A 15,941-nucleotide genomic window follows, 5' to 3' on the forward strand; every position below is an offset into this window, starting at 1 on the left:
CACCGGCCCCGGCCCCGGCCCCGGCCCCGGACTCCCCGAGCGGCGCGGGCGCCGCACCTCTGTAGCCGGTCGCGCCCGCGCACGGCGGGCATCCGCCGACCCCCGTCACGCCGCCGACCCCCGTCACCGTCACACCGCCGACCCCGTCATGCCGCCGACTCCGTCACCTCCCGGTGGATCGGGGTGTCCGCCCCGGTGAGGGGGCGGCCCGTGCCGCCGTGCCGCGTCGCGACGATCTCCGCCGCGATGGACAGGGCCGTCTCCTCCGGTGTGCGGGCGCCCAGGTCGAGGCCGATCGGGGAGCGCAGGCGGGCGAGTTCGCGTGTGGTCAGACCGGCCTCGCGGAGCCGTCGGGTGCGGTCGGCGTGGGTGCGGCGCGACCCCATCGCCCCGACGAACGCGACCGGCATCCGCAGCGCCTCCGTCAGCAGCGGCACGTCGAACTTCGCGTCGTGGGTGAGCACGCACAGCACCGTCCGCCGGTCCGTCGCCGTGCCCCGCAGATACCGGTGCGGCCAGTCCACGACGACCTCGTCGGCCTCCGGGAACCGGGCGGGCGTGGCGAAGACGGGCCGGGCGTCGCAGACCGTCACCCGGTAGCCGAGGAACGCGCCCGCCCGGACCAGCGCCGCCGCGAAGTCCACCGCGCCGAATACGATCATGCGGGGCGGCTCCACGCTCGACTCCACGAGCAGCGACAGCCCGCCGGGGCAGTGCGACCCGTCCTCCGAGATGCCGACGACCCCCGTGCGGCCCACGTCGAGCAGGGCGCGGGCCTCCTGAGCCGCCGTGCGGTCGAGGTCGGGGTGGCCGCCGAGCCCGCCCTCGCGGGAGCCGTCGGGGCGGACCAGGAGGGTCCGGCCGAGCAGCTCCTCCGGGCCGTCCACGACGCGGGCGACGGCGGCCGGTTCCTGCCGGGACGCCGCCGAGAGCGCCGCTTCGAACACCGCCCGCTCCGGCGCGTCCGCGCGGACCGGCGTGATCAGCATGTCGATGACGCCGCCGCAGGTCAGCCCGACCGCGAAGGCGTCCTCGTCGCTGTAGCCGAACCGCTCGCGCACCGTGCGGCCGTCCCGGAGCGCCTGCTCGCACAGCTCGTACACCGCGCCCTCGACGCAGCCGCCGGAGACGGAGCCGATCGCCGTGCCGTCGCCGTCCACAGCGAGGGCCGCGCCGGGGCCGCGCGGGGCGCTGCCGCCGACGGACACCACGGTCGCGACGGCGAAGTCGCGTCCCTCGGCGGCCCAGCGGTGCAGTTCATCGGCTATGTCAAGCATGTCCGCCTGCCCGCAGGACGCGGTCGGGCCGGATCGGCAGGGCGCGGTGGCGGACGCCCGTGGCGTGCCACACGGCGTTGGTGACGGCAGCCGCCGCCCCGACGATGCCGATCTCCCCGACGCCCTTGATGCCGACGGGGTCGTCCGGGTCGTCGTCGGCGACCCAGTCGGCCTCCAGGCGCGGGACGTCGGCGTGCGTGGCGACGTGGTAGCCCGCGAGGTCGGGGCCGTAGTGGCCGCCGAAGGAGCGGTCCCGGACCGCCTCCTCGTGCAGGGCCATGGAGATGCCCCAGGTCATGCCGCCGAGCAACTGGTTGCGGGCGGTCAGCGGGTTGACGATGCGGCCCGCCGCGAAGATGCCGAGCATCCGCCGTACCCGCACCTCGCCGGTGGCGGTGTCCACGGCGACCTCGGCGAACTGCGCCCCGAAGGAGTGGCGTTCCTTCTGCGCGAGGGACTGGATCGCCTCGGTGGTGTCGGACCGTACGGTGATGCCCTCGGGCGGGATCGAGGTGCCGAGCGCGAGCCGCTCGCGCAGTTCGGCGGCGGCGGCGTTGACGGCCCAGGCCCAGGAGCGGGTGCCCATGGAGCCGCCGGCGATCATCGCGGGCCCGAAGTCGCTGTCGCCGATCCGTACCCGGACCCGGTCGGGGGTGGTGTCCAGGGCGTCGGCGGCGACCAGCGTGAGGGCCGTACGGGCGCCGGTGCCGATGTCGGCGGCGGCGATCCGCACGGTGTAGGTGCCGTCCGCCTCCGCGGTCACGAGGGCCGTGGAGGGGCCGGCGCCGGCGCCGAAGGACGCGGCGGCCGTGCCGGTGCCGAGCAGCCAGCGTCCTTCGCGGCGCACCCCGGGGCGGGGGTCGCGGTCGGCCCAGCCGAAGCGGCGGGCGCCCTCGCGGAAGCAGGCGGCGAGGTTGCGGCTGCTGAACGGCAGTCCGGAGACCGGTCCGGTCTCGGGCTCGTTGCGCAGGCGCAGTTCGATCGGGTCGATCCCGCACTTCTCGGCGAGTTCGTCGAGGGCCGCCTCCAGGGCGAACGACCCGGGCGCCTCGCCCGGCGCGCGCATCCACGTCGGGGACGGCACGTCCAGGCGTACGACGTGGTTGGCGGTGCGGTGGGCGTCGGCGTCGTACATCACCCGGGCCACCCCGGCGCTGGGCTCGACGAACTCGTAGACCCTGGAGGTCTGGTTGAGCGAGCTGTGCTCCAGGGCGCGCAGCCGGCCGTCGGCGTCGGCGCCGAGCCGGACCCGCTGGGCGGTGGGGCTGCGGTAGCCGACGAGGGAGAACATCTGACGGCGGGTCAGGACCACGCGGACGGGACGCTGGAGGACGGTGGCGGCCATCACGGCGGTGACCTGGTGGACGCGGACGCCCTTGCTGCCGAAGCCGCCGCCGATGTGCTCGGAGCGCACGCGGACGGCGGACTCGTCGAGCGAGAACATCTTGGCCAGTTCGCCCTGGACCCAGGTGGCGCCCTGGTTGGAGTCGACGACCTCCAGCCGGCCGCCGTCCCAGCGGGCCGCGGCGGCGTGCGGCTCCATCATGCTGTGGTGCTCTTCCGGGGTGGTGTACTCGGCGTCCACCACGTGGGCGGAGGCGGCGAGCCCGGCCTCCAGGTCGCCCTTCTCGGTCACCGCGGGCATGTGGCCGTCGGCCGGGTAGGCGTCCGGGTGGTCCGCGGCGAGGGTGCTGTCGTGCGGCTCCTCGTCGTAGTGGACGACGAGCGACTCGGCGGCCTCCCTGGCCTGTTCGGGCGTCTCGGCGACGACCAGGGCGACGGGCCAGCCGGCGTGCTCCACCCGGTCGTGCTGGAAGGCGGCGGCGGTGGGGTCGGGGACGCCGAGCATGCCGACGTAGTCGGTGTCCACGCGCGGGGCGTTGCCGTGGTGCAGCACGGTGAGCACGCCGGGCATGGCGAGGACGGGGTCGGTCTCGACCGCGCGGACGCGGCCGCGGGCGACGGTGGAGAGGACCAGCCAGCCGTGGGCGAGGCCCGCGAAGGGGATCTCGCCGGAGTACCGGGCGGCGCCGGTGACCTTGGCGCGGCCCTCGACACGGGTGTGCGCGGTGCCGACGGCGCCCCGGGACGCCGTACGGCCGGTGGTGGCGGTGGTCATCGGGCGGCCTCCTCGGCGAGTTGCGTGAGCACGGCCACCGCGAGGTTGCGCATGAGGGTCACCTTGTATCCGTTGTCGGGCAGCGGCCGGGCGGCCGTCAGTTCGGCCTCCGCGGCGGCGGCGAACGTCTCCGCGTCGGCGGGGGCGCCGGTCAGGGCGTGCTCGGCGGTCCGGGCCCGCCAGGGCCGGGAGGCGACGGCGCCGAAGGCCAGCCGGGCCTCCCGTACGACGCCGTCGTGGACGTCGAGCGCGGCGGCGACGGAGCCGATCGCGAAGGCGTACGAGGCGCGTTCGCGGACCTTGCGGTAGCGGGAGCGGGCGGCGACCGGGGCGGGCGGCAGCGTCACACCGGTGATCAGGGCGCCCGGCGGCAGTTCGGTCTCCAGATGCGGGGTGTCGCCGACGGGCCGGTAGAGGTCGGCGATCGGCACTTCGCCCGGACCGTCGACGGTCTCGTAGGAGACGACGGCGTCGAAGGCGGTCAGGGCGACGCCCATGTCCGAGGGGTGGGTGGCCACGCAGTGGTCGGAGGCGCCGAGGATGGCGTGGTTGTGGTGTTCGCCGCCGAGGGCGGAGCAGCCGCTGCCGGGGTCCCGTTTGTTGCAGGGGCGGGCCAGGTCGGTGAAGTAGCCGCAGCGGGTGCGCTGCAGGAGGTTGCCGCCGACGGTGGCCATGTTGCGCAGTTGTCCGGAGGCGCCGGCGAGGACCGCCTGGGACAGCGCGGGGTAGCGGCGGCGGACCGCGGGGTGCGCGGCGAGGTCGCTGTTGGTGACGGTGGCGCCGATGCGCAGGGAGCCGTCGGGCGTCTCCTCGACGCGGTCCAGGGGCAGTTCGCGGACGTCGACGAGGAGGGCGGGCCGCTCCACGCCGTTCTTCATCAGGTCGACGAGGTTGGTGCCGCCGCCGAGGAAGCGGGCCTCGGGCTCGTCGGCGAGCAGGGCGAGCGCGCCGGTGACGTCGGCGGCGCGCCGGTAGCCGAACTCCTTCATGCCGCGGCCTCCTCGGCGTTGTCGGTGGTGCCGGCGTTGTCGGTGGTGCCGGCGGTGTCCCGGGCGGCGCGGGAGACCGCCTCGACGATGGAGACGTAGGCGCCGCAGCGGCACAGGTTGCCGCTCATCCGCTCGCGAATCTCGTCGTCGGTCAGTTCGGGCGGGCCCGCCTCGGGCCGTACGTCGTCGGTGGCGGCGCTCGGCCAGCCGGCCGCGTGCTCCTCGATGACGGCCACGGCCGAACAGATCTGGCCGGGTGTGCAGTAGCCGCACTGGTAGCCGTCGAGGTCGAGGAAGGCCTGCTGGACCGGGTGGAGCAGGTCTCCGTCGGCCAGTCCTTCGACGGTGGTGACGTCCCGCTCGTCGGCCGCGACCGCGAGCGTGAGGCAGGAGACCGCGCGGCGGCCGTCGACGAGGACCGTGCAGGCTCCGCACTGGCCCTGGTCGCAGCCTTTCTTGGTACCGGTCAGGTCGAGTCGCTCGCGCAGGGCGTCGAGCAGGGTGGTGCGGTGGTCGACGGTCAGGGGGTGCTTCTCGCCGTTGATCTTCAGGGTGATGGCGCTGTACGTCGGCGAGGGCGTGGGAGCCATGATCAGCCTTCTTCGTCCGTCCGGGAACAATGGGGTGGCGCTGTACGGGAGAGTGCGGTCGGCGGGCATCGTGGAAGGGGCGGCTCGGGCCGGCGGGCAGGCCGGCCGACGGCGGGTATGGCGCGTACCGCGTGCCCCGATATCCTGACCGGCAACCGGACAACTGTCCGCTCTGCCGAAAACGTAACGGACAGTTGTCCGGTTATCAAGGACGGGTTTCGGTCAGTGACCCGCGAGGGAGGACGAGTGGAACAGCCCGGCAGGAAGGCCCCGTTGCGCTCGGACGCGCAGCGCAACCGCGAGCGGATACTGGAAGTGGCGCTGGCCGAACTCACGTGCTGCGCCGACGCCCCGCTCAGCTCGATCGCCAGGAAGGCGGGGGTCGGACAGGCGACCTTCTACCGCAACTTCCCGAGCCGGGAGGCGCTCGTCCTGGAGGTCTACCGGCACGAGATGCGCCAGGTGGCCGACAGCGCCGCCGAGTTGCTGGCGGCCGAGCCCCCGGAGCGGGCGCTGCGCGCGTGGATGGACCACCTCGCGCGGTTCGCCATGACCAAGGCGGGTCTCGCCGACGCGATCCGGCAGGTCACCGGCTCCCCCGGCTCCCCCGCCAAACCGGGTCCCACCCCGGTGCTGGACGCCTCCGACCGGCTGCTGCGCGCCAACGAGGCGGCGGGCACCATCCGTCCCGGCGTCACCGCGGACGATTTCTTCCTCGCCATCGCCGGACTCTGGCTGATCGAGCCGCGCGACGACTGGCAGACGCGCGCCACGCGGCTGCTGGACCTGGTGATGGACGGGTTGCGCGCGGGCGCACCGGGGCGTTGAGAGCGGCACCTGCCCCATGAGGTGATCTCCGTCCCCCTCGGGACGGCGCACACGCCTCCGTGTGCCTCCGTGCGCCCCCGGACGGGGGGACGGCGAACGGACACTCGCCGTTGAGCTGGGCAGAACTCTGATTCGAGCAGTCCCGAGCGATCCTGTGGCAGCATCCCGGTGAGTGGTCACCGGGCGCGTCCGTATGCCGGCAGAGGCAGGTGGTGTCCCATGAGCGAGGCCGTACCCGTACCGGATCACGTGTGGAGAACCGGCGTCGCGCCGGGCATATTCCCCTTCGCCGGGCACGCTATCGCACTGCTCCGGCGTCCGCTGGACTTCCTGGAATCGCTTCCCGCGCGGGGAGACCTGGTGGAGATACGGCTGGGACCGCTGCGTGCCTTAGTGGTCTGTGATCCGCAGCTGGTCCACCGGGTTCTCAAGGACCCGCGCACGTACGACAAGGGCGGCCCGCTGTACGACCGGCTGCGGGGGCTGATGGGCGACGGGCTCGTGACCTGTGGCCAGGGCGAGCACCGGCGTCAGCGCAGGCTGCTGCAACCGGCGTTCGGCGCCGCGCGGGTGGCCGGCCGCACCCGCCGCATGGGCGAGGAAGCGCTGGCGGTGTGCGGGGCGTGGCGGCCCGGGGAGCGGGTCGACGTCACGGCGGCGATGGTGGCCCTGACGACGGGTGTCACCAGCCGGCTGCTCTTCTCCGACTCCCTGGACGCGCGTCGGGCCGCCGCCGTGCGCGACTGTCTCGCCGTGGTCGTGCGGGGCCTGTTCGTCCGTACGGTCGTGCCCGTCGACGCCCTGTTCCGGCTGCCGACGCCCGGGAACCGGCGCTACCGCCAGGCGGTGCTCCGGCTGCGGGCGCTCGTCGACGACCTGGTCGCCGAGCGCCGCGACGGCACCCCGCGGGGCGATCTGCTGGACACCCTGCTGGCGGCCACGCGCGCGGACGGCGACCGGGACGCCGCGTACGCCGACGGCCACCGGCAGGCCGCGCCGCTCACCGAGCGCGAGGTGCGCGACCAGCTCGTCACCCTGCTGCTCACCGGGGTGGAGAGCACGGCGATGTGCCTGGCCTCCGTGTTCGCCCTGCTCGCGGACCACCCGGAGGCCGAGGGTCCGCTGCACGAGGAGGTCGACGCGGTCCTCGCCGACCGGGCCGTTCCCGGTCCCGGCGAGCTGGACCGGCTGACGCACACCCGCGCGGTGGTCACCGAGACCCTCCGACTGCGCCCGCCGGGCTGGCTGTTCACCCGGCTCACCACCCGGGAGACGGAGCTGGCCGGACGCCCGCTGCCGCGCGGCACGACCGTTCTGTACAGCCCCTACCTCCTGCACCACCGCGACGCGTCGTTCCCCGAGCCCGAGCGGTTCCGGCCGGAGCGGTGGCTGCCGGGGGCGGCGGCCGTGCCGGACGGCGCGATGCTGCCCTTCGCGGCGGGCGGCCGCAAATGCATCGGGGACACCTTCGCGATGACGGAGGCGACCGTGGCCCTGGCCGTCATAGCCCGCCACTGGCGGCTGCGCGCGCCGTCCGGGCAGATCGGCCGGCCGCGCCCCGCGGCCACCCTGGGCCCCCGCTCGCTGATCCTGGTCCCCGAACCGCGGACGCGGCGGCCCGGCGGGCGCCCGCCCGCACCGGCGGTGCCCGGCGCACCGCACACTCCGACGGCCCCCACGACAGGTGGCGACGCATGACGGCACAGGTGACGAAGACGACGGCGCCGCGGACGGCGCAAGCGCGGGCGCGGGCGGCGGAGACGGCGGGCGGGCCGGAGGACAGTCTCATGGAACTGCCCGAGGGCAGCCTCGCGGGACTGCCCGAGAGCAGCCTCAAGGAACTGCCGGAGGGCAGCCTCAAGGGATTGCCGGAGGGCAGTCTCAAGGAGCTGATCGAATCGACGCTGCTGATGCCCTTCCCGTTCCGGGCCAGCCCTCACGAGCAGCGGGCGGCGGCCGGTGTCGACACCTGGCTGCGGCGCTGGGGACTGACCGACGACCCGGAGGTGGCGGAGATGATCGTCCGTACCCGTCCGGCACAGCTGGCGTCCTACAACAGCCCCGGCATGGACGCCGAGCTGCTCCAGCTCGTGGCCGACCAGATCGCCTACCAGTTCGTCTTCGACGACCGCGCGGAGGAGGTGGGCCGCCCCGGACCGGGCCGGTTGCTGCCGATGGTGTGCGAGAGCGTCGCCATCCTGCGGGACGGCGAACCGCCGGTCACCCCGCTCGGAGCGGCCCTGGCCGACCTCCACCGGCGCGTCCGCGAGCGCTGCACGCCGGCGCAGGCGGCGCGCTGGGCCTGGCACAGCCGGGAGTACGTGCACGGGCTGCTGTACGAGGCGGTGGCGCAGAGCCATTCACTGCCACCGCGCATCGCGCTGTGCACCTCGATACGGGCGCTGATCGCCGGGGTCGAGCCGTTCTACCCGCTGTGTGAGGCCGCGCACCCCGAGGAGCTGACCCAGCGGGAGCTGAACCATCCGGTGATGCGGCGGCTGGCCCGGCTCTCGGCGGACGCGGCGGTGTGGATACCCGACCTGTTCTCCGCGGTGAAGGAGCACCGCGCGGGCGGCCTGATCAACCTGGCGCTCGCCTACCAGCGGACGCACGGCTGCTCCCTGTCCCGGGCGGTCACACTGGCGGTCCGGCGGATCAACACCACGATCATCGAGTACCAGCGGCTGCGCCGGGTGATCGAACCCGGGCTGAGCCCCGCCGGCCTGAGCTACGTCGACGGCATGGGCGGGTGGATCCGCGGCTGCTACTACTGGTCGCGCACGGTCCCCCGGTACGCGGACACCGCGGCGGCGCCCGTCGGGCCGTGACGGACGCCGGGCGGTGGACGCGGCCCGCGGGCGGCGGTGGTCCGGGCGTGGGCGAATCGGGCCACGTTACCCGCGCCGGGCGCGGCTCATACACCGACGCCGCCCTTTTCACCCGTACTCGTCGAACTCGTCTCAGAGTCCGGTCAGCGGCCGCCGGCCGCGCGTACGCTCGGCACCGTCCTCCGACGGCCGTCCACAGGAAGCAGTACGGCACATGGCGACTGGACTGCGGCAACCGCACGCCGAACAACGGCTGTTACTGGAGCGACAGCGCGAACTGAGCGCTGTCGACGCTGCGTTGGAGCGTCTCTGCGACCAGGAGGGCGAGGTACCGCGCGGCCGGCGCGGCGGGCTGATCACGTTCACCGGGCCGGCCGGGCTGGGCAAGACGACGCTGCTGTCGAAGGCGCGGGAGCGGGCCGCGGCCCGTGGCTGCACGGTCCTGTCCGGCCGGGGCGGCGAGAACGAGCAGGAGCTGGCGTTCCGGGTGATGCGCCAGCTCCTCCAGCCGCCGCTGGCGGCACTCGACGACGGCGAACGCCGGTCGTTCCTGGGCAGCTGGTACGAGATCGTCGCCACCGCCCTCGGTCTGGAGGCGACCGGAGCGGCCCGCGCCCCCGACCCGACGGGGGTGCGGGACGGGCTGGACTGGGTGATGACCCAGCTCACCGTGCGCAACGCGCCGGTCGTGATGCTCCTGGACGACGCACACTGGGCCGACACCGAGACGCTCGGGTGGCTGGCGTCGTTCGCGCCCCGGGCCGAGGACCTCCCGCTGCTGATCGTCACCGCCTACCGGCCCGACGAACTGCCGCCCGAGGCCGACGCGTTCCGCGCCCTGGTGGAGCGACAGGGGGAACGCCCGCACAGTCTGTCGCCGCTCACGCTGGAGGCCGTGACACGCATCGTGCGGAGCATCGTGGGCGAGTCCGCCGAGGACACGTTCTGCGCCGAGTGCTGGGCCGCCACCGGCGGCAGCCCCTTCGAGGCCGTCGAGCTGGCCATGCGGCTCCGCGAGACGGGGGTGCAGGGCACCCGGTGCGATCTGGGCGCGATGCGCAACCTCGCCTCCGCCGTCAAAGGCCCGGGGCTGCTCGACCGGCTCCGGCGGCTCGGCGGCGCCACCGTCCGCTTCGCGTGGGCCGTGGCCGTCCTGGGCTCCCCGGCACCGCCGGAGCTGGCCGCGGCCCTGGCGGTGGTCGGCACCGAGGAGAGCGCCGCGGCGGCCGAGCGGCTGCGCGCCGCCCGCATCCTCGCCCCGGGCACGTCGCCCGGCGGGGGCCTGGAGTTCGTCCATCCGCTGATCGCGACGGCCGTCTACCGGGACATCCCGGCCGGACTGCGGGTCGGCATGCACAACACCGCGGCGGAGGCCGTGCGCGCCGCCGGGCTCGGTCCCACCGCCGCCGCACGCCACCTGCTCGAGGTGCCCTGCGAGGGCAGGCCCGCGGCGGTCGCCTGGCTGCGGGAGGCGGCCGGGGAGTATCTGCGCGCCGGGGCGCCCGAGGCCGCCCGGCGGGTCCTGGGCCGCGCGTTGCTGGAGCCGCCCGCGCCGGAGGACCGGGCCGCCATCCTCCACGAACTGGCCCGCGCCACCTTCCTGATCGACCCGGCGGCCACCATCAGCCACCTCCGGGAGGCGCTGGCGGAGCCGGACGTCGAGCCCTGTCTGCGCGCCTCGCTGGTCTACCGGCTGGCCCAGGCGCTGGCCCACACCGACCACATCGCGGAGGCCGCGGCGGTGGCCGGGGAGGAGGCCCGGCGGGCCGGCAACGCCCGGATCAGGCTGCGGATGCAGGCCGACCACTTCGTGTGGAGCTGCTTCCGCTCCGACGAGCCGGACTCCCCCGCCCGCTCCCGCACCCTGGCCCGGCTCGCCGACCGGATGCCGGGCCGCGGCCTGGAGGAGCGCTACATCCTGGGGCTGCGGGCCTGGGACGCCGTACTGCGCGGCGAACCGCGCGACGTGTCCCTCTCCTTCGCGGAGGAGGCGCTGCGCGGGGGCCTGAGCTGGACCGGTGAGAACCAGGGCTTCGAGGTGCCCGTCTCCGTCGCCCTGGTGTTCATGTACGGCGACCAGCCGGGGCGCGCGGAGGAGCTGTTCCGGCTGGGGCTCGCCGAGTGCGAGCGCAAGGGCTGGCGCGGCTCGCACCTGGCACTGGGCCACGCCCTGTTCGGCTACATCCGCTACCGGCGCGGCTGCCTGGCGGAGGCGGAGGAACTGGTCCGCGAGGGGCTGCGGATCGCCGACCGGGTGGACGGCGCGGTGCCCGCCCAGGCGTTCGCCGTCGGCATCCTCGTCCAGACTCTGCTCGCCCGGGGCCGCACCACGGAGGCGCGCCGGCTCGCCGACTCCCACCACTACGGCGTGACCGTCCCGAATGCCGTCATCTATCCCGATCCGCGCACGGTCCACTCGGAGCTGCTGCTCGCCGAGGGCCGGAGCGAGGAGGCGGCCCGCGTCCTCGCCCGGGTCGGCGAGCGGCTGGACGAGCGCGCCTGGCGCAACCCCGCCTGGTGCCCCTGGCAGCTGCACCTGGCGCGCGCCGTGGCGCCGTCCGACCCGGCACGGGCGGTCGGCCTCGCCCGGGACGCGGTGGGCCGGGCCCGGGAGTTCGGGGCCGCGTCGGTCACCGGGCAGGCCCTGCGCGTCGAGGCGGAGGTGTCCGACGGGACGGCGGCGCTCGGCCTGTACGCGGAGGCCGTGGCCCTGCTGGAGGCGTCGCCCGCCTCCTACGAGCTGGCCGGTGCCCTGGTGGACCACGGCGCGGCCCTGTCCCGCAACGGGCGGGTGCAGGAGGCCGCCGACCGGCTCTACCAGGGGCTGGAGCGGGCCGTGCACTGCGGCGCGGAGGGGCTGGCCGCCCGAGCCAGGACGGAGCTGTCGGCGGCCGGCCTCAGGCCGCTGCCGCTGCGCTACGCGGAGGCGGACACGCTCACGCCGCGGGAGCGCAAGGCCGCGGAGATGACGGTCACCGGCATCCCGCCGGCGGTCGTGGCCAAGGAACTCCGCCTGACCGAACAGGGTGTCCGCCTGGAGCTGGCCTCCGTGTACCGCAAGTTGGGCACGGACCCGAACGGCCTCCCCCGGGCTCTGAAGAACGCACCTTAGGCGAACATCTCCCCCGGCGCAGCGACCACAAAGACCACAACCTCCGTTGCTGACGCAAGGGGGACAGCCGGTCGCCCCACGGGCACCATGTGGCGCACGTCACGCCCCGTTACCGGGACCCGTGCCGGAACGCTGGACGACACGACGACAGGTGGTGGCACCCGTGCGCCTGCACACCCCCCTCGCCCTGCTGGGGGCAGCCGTACTCGTGCTCATGGGTCCTCCGCTGCTGGACACCGGCGGCGGAGGCGACAGCGGCACACAGATCCCGGGACTGCGCCTCATGGTCCCCAACACCCCCGGCGGCGGCTACGACATCACGGCCCGCACGGCCGCGAAGAACGCCGAGGACGCCGGGCTCACCCACGGTATCGAGGTGTTCAACCTCCCCGGCGCCGGCGGCACGGTGGGCCTCAGCCGGCTGGTGGGCGAGCACGGCAACGGCAAGCTCGCCATGTCCATGGGCCTCGGTGTCGTCGGCGCCGTCCGCTCCAACGACACGCCGACGACGCTGGCCGACACCACGCCGATCGCCCGTCTCACCGAGGAGCAGGACGTCGTGGTGGTCGCGAAGGACTCCCCGTACCGCACGATCGAGGAGCTGGTCGGCGCGTGGAGGAAGAGTCCGGGGAAGCTGCCGGTGGGCGGTGGTTCGTCGCCCGGCGGGCCGGACCACCTCGCGCCGATGCTGATGGCGCGGGCCGCGGGGATCGCGCCGAAGGCGGTCAACTACGTCCCGTTCGACGGCGGCGGCGAGCTGCTCGCCTCGATCCTCGGCTCCAAGGTGGCCTTCGGTGTGTCGGGCGTCGGCGAGTACCTCGACCAGATCAGGGCGGGTGAGCTGCGGCTGCTCGCGGTGACCGGCCCCGAGCGCGTCGAGGGGCTGGACGCGCCCACGCTGAAGGAGTCCGGGTACGACGTCGACTTCACCAACTGGCGCGGCATCGTCGCCCCGCCCGGTCTGTCGGAGACCGAGCGGGAGAAGCTCACGCGGCTCGTCGAGGAGCTGCACGACTCGCCCGAGTGGCGGAAGTCGATGGAGACCAACGGCTGGGACGACGCCTTCCTCACCGGCGAGGAGTTCGGTGACTTCCTGGACGCGCAGGACCAGCGCGTGGTGTCGGTACTGAAGGAGCTGGGACTGTGACGACGACGGAACCCACCGAGGAGGTCCGGGGCCGCTCCTGGCTGCGCGACCACTCCGAACTCGGCGTCTGCGCGCTGCTGCTGGCGCTCGGTGTGCTGGTGCTCACCGACGCGCTGACCATGGACGTCGACATCACCCAGCGCGGCCCGGTCGGACCGCGGACCGTGCCGGTCGTGGTCGGCGCCGGGCTGCTGCTGGTCGCCGCGCTGCTCGCGGTGGACGTACTGCGCGGCGGCCGGGGCGAGGCCGAGGGCGGCGAGGACGTCGACCCGTCCCAACCCGCCGACTGGCGTACGGTCCTGCTGCTCACCGGGGTCTTCCTGGGCGCGGCGGTCCTGATCGAGCCGCTCGGTTTCCCGGTCGCCGGCGCGCTGCTGTTCTGGGGCGCGGCCTTCGCGCTGGGCAGTCGCCGCTTCGACCGTGACCCGCTGATCGCCGCCGTGCTCTCGGTGGCCACCTACGCCGTCTTCGACAAGCTGCTCGGTGTCCCGCTCCCCGGCGGCCCGCTGATGGGAGTGGTCTGACATGGACGCCTTCTCCTCCCTGCTGGACGGCTTCGGTACGGCGCTCACCCCGGTCAATCTCCTGTGGGCGGCCCTCGGGGTGCTGCTGGGCACGGCGATCGGCGTGCTGCCCGGCATCGGCCCGGCGATGGCGGTGGCGCTGCTGCTGCCGGTGACGTACGGCCTGGACCCGGTCGCCGCGTTCATCATGTTCGCGGGCATCTACTACGGCGCGATGTTCGGCGGCTCCACCACCTCGATCCTGCTGAACACGCCCGGTGAGAGCGCCGCCGTCGTCGCGGCGATGGAGGGCAACCCGATGGCCAAGGCGGGGCGCGGCGCGCAGGCGCTGGCGGCGGCCGCCGTGGGCCATTTCGCGGGCGGCATGATCGGCACGCTCCTGCTGGTGGCGCTGGCGCCGACGGTGGCGGACCTGGCGGTGGACATCGGCGCGCCGGACTACTTCGCCATCATGGTGCTGGCGTTCATCGCCGTGACCTCGGTCCTGGGTTCCTCACGGGTGCGGGGTCTCGCCTCCCTGCTGATCGGCCTGACGATCGGGCTGGTGGGGCTGGACCAGATGACCGGGCAGCAGCGGCTGACGTTCGGTTCGCTGCAACTCGCCGACGGGGTCGACGTGGTGATCGTCGCGGTGGGGCTGTTCGCGATCGGCGAGGCGCTGTGGGTGGCGGCCCATCTGCGGCGCGGCGCGGCCGAGCCGATCCCGGTGGGCCGGCCCTGGCTCGGCCGGGCGGATGTGCGGCGTACCTGGAAGTCGTGGCTGCGCGGCCCGTTCATCGGTTTCCCGTTCGGGGCGATCCCGGCGGGCGGCGCGGAGATCCCGACGTTCCTCTCGTACGTGACGGAGAAGCGGCTGTCGAAGCACAAGGACGAGTGGGGCAGGGGTGCGATCGAGGGCGTCGCGGGCCCTGAGTCGGCGGCGTCCGCGTCGGCCGCGGGAACGCTGGTGTCGATGCTGACGCTGGGGCTGCCGACGACGGCGGTGGCGGCGGTGATGCTGGCCGCGTTCCAGCAGTACGGCATCCAGCCCGGTCCGCTGCTCTTCGAGCGCGAACCCGAGCTGGTGTGGGGCCTGATCGCCTCGCTGTTCGTCGGCATGGTGCTGCTGCTGGCGCTGAACCTGCCGCTGGCGCCGCTGTGGGCGCGGCTGCTGCGCATTCCGCGGCCGTACCTGTACGCGGGGATCATGTTCTTCGCGGCGGTCGGCGCGTACGCGGTGGGCGGCGAGGTCGTCGACCTGGTGATCCTGCTGCTCATCGGGCTGGTCGGGTTCGGGATGCGGCGCTACGGGCTGCCGGTGCTGCCCGCCGTGATCGGCGTCATCCTCGGCCCGGCCGCCGAGCAGCAGCTGCGGCGGGCACTGCAGATCAGCGACGGCAGTGTGACGGGGCTGGTGAACACGCCGTTCTCGGTGACGGTGTACGCGGTGATCGTGCTGCTGCTGGCGTGGCCGCTGCTGCGGCGGGCGGCCGGGCGGGTCAGGGGCGGTCGAGCGGCGGGGTGACGGGCGTCCGGTGACCGGGGGTGGCCGGCGGCCGGTGGGTGGCTCGCTCACCGGTCACCGGTCACCCGGGGGTCCGGCACGGCTGTCACGGCCGGGCGGCGCGTCCGATGTCCCCGGCGACCCGCGCGTCGGCGAGGTAGAGCTTGATGTCGTGCGCCCGGTCGTCGCGGTGGGTGCAGAGCACGTCGCGCACCCGCTTCCAGGTGTCGCCGAGCGGGCAGCCGACGGCGACGGCGTCCGCCGCGGACCACGCGTTGGTCCAGGCCCCGACCTTGTCGGGCCGGACCGCGCCGCGCACCAGCAGCCGCCGGTAGACCGCGTCCAGTCCGAGCGGGCTCCCGGCGGTCACCAGGAGCGGCACCGACACCTGCCGGGGCAGCCGGGTGATCAGGTCGAGCGCCACGACGGTGCCGAGGCTGTGGGTGACGTAGACGCACGCGCCGTCGTCCGGCACCTGGTCGAGGACCACGTCGAGGACGGCATCCCGTACGGACTTGTCGCCGAGGTAGGCCGAGACGTCGTGGAAGACCGCCGCGATGACGGCGTCGTCGAGTCCGCTGTGCGCCGCGAGCCAGGACAGCGGCCGTTGCAGGGTGGCGATCAGCCCGCCCGGCAGGCTCAGTTCGGCCGCGGCGGCGCGTTCCGTCGCGGGCCGGCGCATCGAGGCGGGCATGCCGGTGGTGTCGGCGGCCTCGTCGATGAGCGCGGCGTACACGGCGCGGGCGCCGGGGTCGGCGGGGGCGTAGACCTCGGCGGTGGTCGTCGCCGTGCCGGGGGCGGCGCGTTCGCCGGTGGCCGCGGCCGTGGTCCGTTCGGCGGTGGCCGTGGCGGCGGCCAGGGTGTCGCCGTAGAAGGGGAACCAGACGTCGGCGGCGGGCAGGGCGGGGCGGCCGGCCGCCGTCAGGCCGGTGGCCAGGCCCCGGCACCAGCCGGCCCGCAGCTCGGCGGGGTCGTGTCCCTGCTGGCCGCGGCCGTGCAGGAAGACCACCCGGGGGCCGGGCCCGGTCCGGCCGGTGAGCCCGC

General features: G+C 74.6%; 11 protein-coding genes and 1 pseudogene. 7 read left to right on the forward strand and 5 right to left on the reverse strand.

Annotated elements, in window-relative coordinates:
- Positions 1-146: 146 nt before the first annotated feature.
- The 4 genes from UW392_RS18500 to UW392_RS18515 are packed head-to-tail and all read right to left on the reverse strand — an operon-like array spanning position 147 to position 4,975.
- On the reverse strand, positions 147-1,277 hold the full coding sequence (locus UW392_RS18500; RefSeq protein WP_320776129.1) for an XdhC/CoxI family protein: 1,131 nt from the start codon (positions 1,275-1,277) through the stop codon (positions 147-149).
- Positions 1,270-3,396 carry a xanthine dehydrogenase family protein molybdopterin-binding subunit gene (locus UW392_RS18505; RefSeq protein ID WP_320776130.1) on the reverse strand — a complete coding sequence of 709 codons (2,127 nt, stop codon included), beginning with the start codon at positions 3,394-3,396 and terminating at the stop codon, positions 1,270-1,272. Before UW392_RS18505 ends, UW392_RS18500 begins: the two co-directional genes overlap by 8 nt.
- On the reverse strand, positions 3,393-4,385 hold the full coding sequence (locus UW392_RS18510; protein WP_320776131.1) for a xanthine dehydrogenase family protein subunit M: 993 nt from the start codon (positions 4,383-4,385) through the stop codon (positions 3,393-3,395). The genes UW392_RS18505 and UW392_RS18510 overlap by 4 nt, the downstream gene beginning before the upstream one ends.
- The gene (locus UW392_RS18515) at positions 4,382-4,975 is read right to left on the reverse strand and encodes a (2Fe-2S)-binding protein (protein WP_320776132.1); all 594 of its coding nucleotides are present in this window, start codon (positions 4,973-4,975) and stop codon (positions 4,382-4,384) included. The genes UW392_RS18510 and UW392_RS18515 overlap by 4 nt, the downstream gene beginning before the upstream one ends.
- Before the next feature lie 246 nt (positions 4,976-5,221).
- On the opposite strand from UW392_RS18515, the gene UW392_RS18520 reads away from it, so the two are divergent.
- The 7 genes from UW392_RS18520 to UW392_RS18550 all read left to right on the forward strand — a co-directional run bounded on the left by UW392_RS18520 (position 5,222) and on the right by UW392_RS18550 (position 14,918).
- Positions 5,222-5,803 carry a TetR/AcrR family transcriptional regulator gene (locus UW392_RS18520; RefSeq protein WP_320776133.1) on the forward strand — a complete coding sequence of 194 codons (582 nt, stop codon included), beginning with the start codon at positions 5,222-5,224 and terminating at the stop codon, positions 5,801-5,803.
- 219 nt (positions 5,804-6,022) lie between these two features.
- The gene (locus UW392_RS18525) at positions 6,023-7,501 is read left to right on the forward strand and encodes a cytochrome P450 (RefSeq protein ID WP_320776134.1); all 1,479 of its coding nucleotides are present in this window, start codon (positions 6,023-6,025) and stop codon (positions 7,499-7,501) included.
- Positions 7,498-8,631, forward strand: a complete 1,134-nt coding sequence (locus tag UW392_RS18530; RefSeq protein ID WP_320776135.1) for a (-)-alpha-amorphene synthase — start codon at positions 7,498-7,500, stop codon at positions 8,629-8,631. The genes UW392_RS18525 and UW392_RS18530 overlap by 4 nt, the downstream gene beginning before the upstream one ends.
- 214 nt (positions 8,632-8,845) lie before the next feature.
- Entirely contained in the window at positions 8,846-11,743 is a 2,898-nt protein-coding gene (locus UW392_RS18535) for a helix-turn-helix transcriptional regulator (protein ID WP_320776136.1), read from the forward strand.
- A 163-nt stretch (positions 11,744-11,906) separates the two neighbouring features.
- Positions 11,907-12,890, forward strand: a complete 984-nt coding sequence (locus tag UW392_RS18540; RefSeq protein WP_320776137.1) for a tripartite tricarboxylate transporter substrate binding protein — start codon at positions 11,907-11,909, stop codon at positions 12,888-12,890.
- Complete coding sequence (locus UW392_RS18545) at positions 12,887-13,414, forward strand: tripartite tricarboxylate transporter TctB family protein (protein WP_320776138.1); 528 nt, start codon at positions 12,887-12,889, stop codon at positions 13,412-13,414. The genes UW392_RS18540 and UW392_RS18545 overlap by 4 nt, the downstream gene beginning before the upstream one ends.
- 1 nt (position 13,415) lies before the next feature.
- Complete coding sequence (locus UW392_RS18550; RefSeq protein ID WP_320776139.1) at positions 13,416-14,918, forward strand: tripartite tricarboxylate transporter permease; 1,503 nt, start codon at positions 13,416-13,418, stop codon at positions 14,916-14,918.
- An 85-nt stretch (positions 14,919-15,003) separates the two neighbouring features.
- Here the strand turns inward: UW392_RS18550 and UW392_RS18555 are convergent.
- A pseudogene (locus UW392_RS18555) lies at positions 15,004-15,941 on the reverse strand (serine protease); the annotation flags it as partial.

The organism is Streptomyces sp. CRN 30 (assembly GCF_034105845.1).